This window comes from Mobiluncus mulieris ATCC 35243, from assembly GCF_000160615.1.
GTDB classification, from domain to species: domain Bacteria; phylum Actinomycetota; class Actinomycetes; order Actinomycetales; family Actinomycetaceae; genus Mobiluncus; species Mobiluncus mulieris.
Window position 1 is genome coordinate 193,018 of record NZ_GG668518.1, and the last position, 3,168, is coordinate 196,185.

At 56.0% G+C, this 3,168-nt stretch carries 3 protein-coding genes; 1 reads left to right on the forward strand and 2 read right to left on the reverse strand.

Annotation, left to right across the window (positions count from 1 at the left end; genetic code table 11):
• Positions 1 to 71: 71 nt before the first annotated feature.
• Entirely contained in the window at positions 72 to 1,628 is a 1,557-nt protein-coding gene (locus HMPREF0577_RS00735) for an RNA-binding domain-containing protein (protein ID WP_004011721.1), read from the forward strand.
• A gap of 289 nt (positions 1,629 to 1,917) precedes the next feature.
• Here HMPREF0577_RS00735 and HMPREF0577_RS00740 read toward each other — a convergent pair whose 3' ends face one another.
• Both HMPREF0577_RS00740 and HMPREF0577_RS00745 read right to left on the reverse strand, forming a co-directional pair.
• The gene (locus HMPREF0577_RS00740) at positions 1,918 to 2,487 is read right to left on the reverse strand and encodes a PIN domain-containing protein (RefSeq protein ID WP_004011722.1); all 570 of its coding nucleotides are present in this window, start codon (positions 2,485 to 2,487) and stop codon (positions 1,918 to 1,920) included.
• The gene (locus HMPREF0577_RS00745; protein ID WP_004011723.1) at positions 2,487 to 3,074 is read right to left on the reverse strand and encodes a helix-turn-helix domain-containing protein; all 588 of its coding nucleotides are present in this window, start codon (positions 3,072 to 3,074) and stop codon (positions 2,487 to 2,489) included. Before HMPREF0577_RS00745 ends, HMPREF0577_RS00740 begins: the two co-directional genes overlap by 1 nt.
• Positions 3,075 to 3,168: the final 94 nt, after the last annotated feature.

A 3,168-nucleotide genomic window follows, 5' to 3' on the forward strand; every position in this document is an offset into this window, starting at 1 on the left:
TAAATCTGTCCTGTTCCCCAGCTCTCGCACCTGCTCTTACACTTAAACTCTTTAAGTCTTATACTTAAAGAGTGCTGGACTCTGGAACTCTTGTAAAAGTGCTTGATGAACTGCGGGAACGTGGTGGGGATTCTTACGATGTTGAAGTGAAAACGGGTGCTAATGGCATTCCTGGTCTGGGACAGACCTTGTGCGCTTTTGCTAATATGCCTGATGGGGGCACGATTATCATTGGCGTTTCGGAAAACCTGGATTTCAAAGTGTTGGGGATTGCTCCTTCGCGTATCGCGAAGCTGGAACAAAGCATAGCCGCTCAGGCTCGCGACCATATCAAGCCGCCTCCGCAGCTCGATTTCCAGACGCTAAAAATCGGCAGCAAGACCATCCTTGTCGCAACGGTGCGCGGGCTAGAACTCGCGTCCCGCCCTGCTTTCTATAAGGGTGTGGCATATTTGCGTCAGGCAGACGGCGAATACCCGATGAGTCCCCAGGAACTGCAGCATGTCGAACTTCTGAAGACACAGGGTTTCGAACCGTTGCATCCCGACCGGTTTAGTGTCCCGGGAACATCCCTGACGGATTTGGATGTGTCCTTGGTCGCGGCCTACGATGAAGCGCTGTCACTGGCCTCTCGGCGTTTTCATGAGATGTCACGCACTGAGCGGCTGGTTTATTCTGGGGTTCTGACTCCTGGTGGCGAAGCCACGCTTGGTGGTCTTTATGCGCTGGGCAAGATGCCCCAAGCGGTCACGCCGAGCCTGGGGGTGACCGCTGCGGTTCAGGTGGTTGACTCAGAGCGTGGATCAAACACGACCGCAGGCACGTCCTTGGGTGAAGTCGCGCGAACGGTCTCGATGCCGCGCGTCATGGATTTGTCGCATTTTACTGGCCCGGTTCCGGAACTCCTTGAACAATCTCTTGCTTGGGTGGAGCGCAATACCAGTAAAGCCCTGGTCTATGACCAGCATGGTCATGCCCGCGACCTGCCCACATTCCCACTCGCTGCGGCTCGTGAAATCATCGCTAACGCCCTGGTGCACCGTTCGCTGGCACCCATAACTGATTCCAAGCGGGTCGAGATTCGCATCCGTGGGAGTGTGTTATCGGTGACCAGCCCGGGCGGTTTATGGGGCGTGACTGCCGAGCGTCTGGGTAAACCAGGCGGTAAAAGCGCGGTCAACCCGATGCTTTACGAAATCTTGAAAAACGTCCGCACTCCTGACGGAGCGCGCGTAATCGAGGGTGAAGGCGGTGGCATCCGCGAAGCCATCCAAGTCCTTGAAGCCTGTGGCCTGCCCCGGCCCCGGTTTATCGACCAGGGAATAGAACTCCACGTCCTCATGCGACTCACCCCCAGCCCCCCGCGACCAGCCCCGATGCAACCACTCTTGAGGTCTATGGAACCGATTCCGACCACACCCGCCGCTCCCATCCAAACAAGCACCAAGCACGGTCCCGCTATCCTTGCCTCACTGTCAGGCGGTCCGCAAACCCTAAACACCATACGTTCTGTTACGGGACTCAGCGAGGGTCAGGCCCGATACGCGCTCGGGAAGCTCATCGCTGCCGGGAGCGTGGTGATGCTTGGTAGCCAAGGCGATCCAGATACAACCTACTGCCTTCAATAAGCACGCGGGGATTCCTGGGCCGACACCTAGTTGCGGGCAAACGAGGATTTTGGGTCGACATCCGCAAAGGCTGTAGCGAATCAGGGGAGGTTTTTTGAGGGGGGGATACCCGGCAGGAGTGTGCCTAAAAGTGGAGAATAGCTGGGTAGCTGCCATTATTGGCAGCTACCCAGCTATTCTCCCCCTATAAATCCCAAACACCGGAGCATCCACCCACCCAGCCCCTCAAAACCTCGGGCAATCTGAGACGGACGAACCCGTCACCGGGCTTATCGAGAGGGTGCTTATTCTAGAATCCGTGTTCACTGAGGGTCAAGCGCAGACCGGGACACCACTTCCGATCCAGGTGGACGACGAGGTCATTAAACGCGGAGATAGGCAGTCCGTGCCGACCGCTGCGAGAGGCGATGGCACCCAGCGCTTGAGCGAACAGTTGCGGATTCATGTCTAGCGAATCCAGAAGGAAAGCGTCAGGTGGGATTGCACGAATGTCTTGCGGGAGGGCAGCAGGCGGAAAATCTTTGAGATTCCGGGTAATGATGGCCTCGGCATGGCCCGCTTCAGCGCATGCTACCACGTGAACGTCTTTAGGATCGGGAAGGTCCAGTTCGAGTTCCCGCACGTCAGCGGTGAGAGCGTCAGGGAACGCTTTGTTCATACGGGAAATCAGCCGTGTTATGTAACTGTCAACGTCCATGTCCGTCTGGTGGGAGTGCCTACGGCGAATGACAGCATCAAGCTCTTGTAAGATACGGTCTGACCACACCGGGCGGTAAACCTTTTCCCAAGCCAGCTCAAGCAACACATCGCGCAACAGCGAAGGATAAAGAACACTAGTATCAAGAACGGCGCTGAACATCAGGATTGAGTAGTTTGTGCGGGGCGGACAGTGTCAACAGATTTGTCTGGGCGAGCGCGGGAGGCAGGTTCGTCTGGCTGGGCGAGCCGGTCAGGGCGAGCGAATTCTTCATCATAAAACCCCATCCGTGCCGTGTCAGCCATGATTTCGTCCAACGCTTTCGCGGCCCGATACTGCTGGCGTTCGTTGTACTCCAAAAGGTCTGCCAGAAGGACCCGGCGGTGGCGACGCGGACGACTGTAAGGTATCTCACCCTTGTCAAGCAGACGCACAAGGGTAGGGCGGGAAATCCCCAGAAAATCTGCGGCCTGCTGGGTCGTCAAGCGCGTCGATAACGGGGTCACACTAATCGCGCGCCCCTCAGACAGAGCAATAATGGCCTTCAGTAGGATTTTATACAGGTCACGCGGCAAACGGTTCTTCGCCTGAGTCTTTTCATCGACCAGGAAATATGAATCCTCCTCAGTAGCCTGGGTCAGCACAGAAGCAAGTTGCTGTAGAGAATCGAGTTCTTCCTGGTCAGGAAGAAAAGTATCCCCCGACTCCGAGGAGTGCAGGGTTCGTGAAAGAGCATATTGGGTAGCCATACAGCAATTGTAACACTCGACAACAGCAAAACGAAAGAATCGAACAAAACGAATAAAACGAACGATTGAGTTCAGGGGTTTTGCCCCTGCTGAG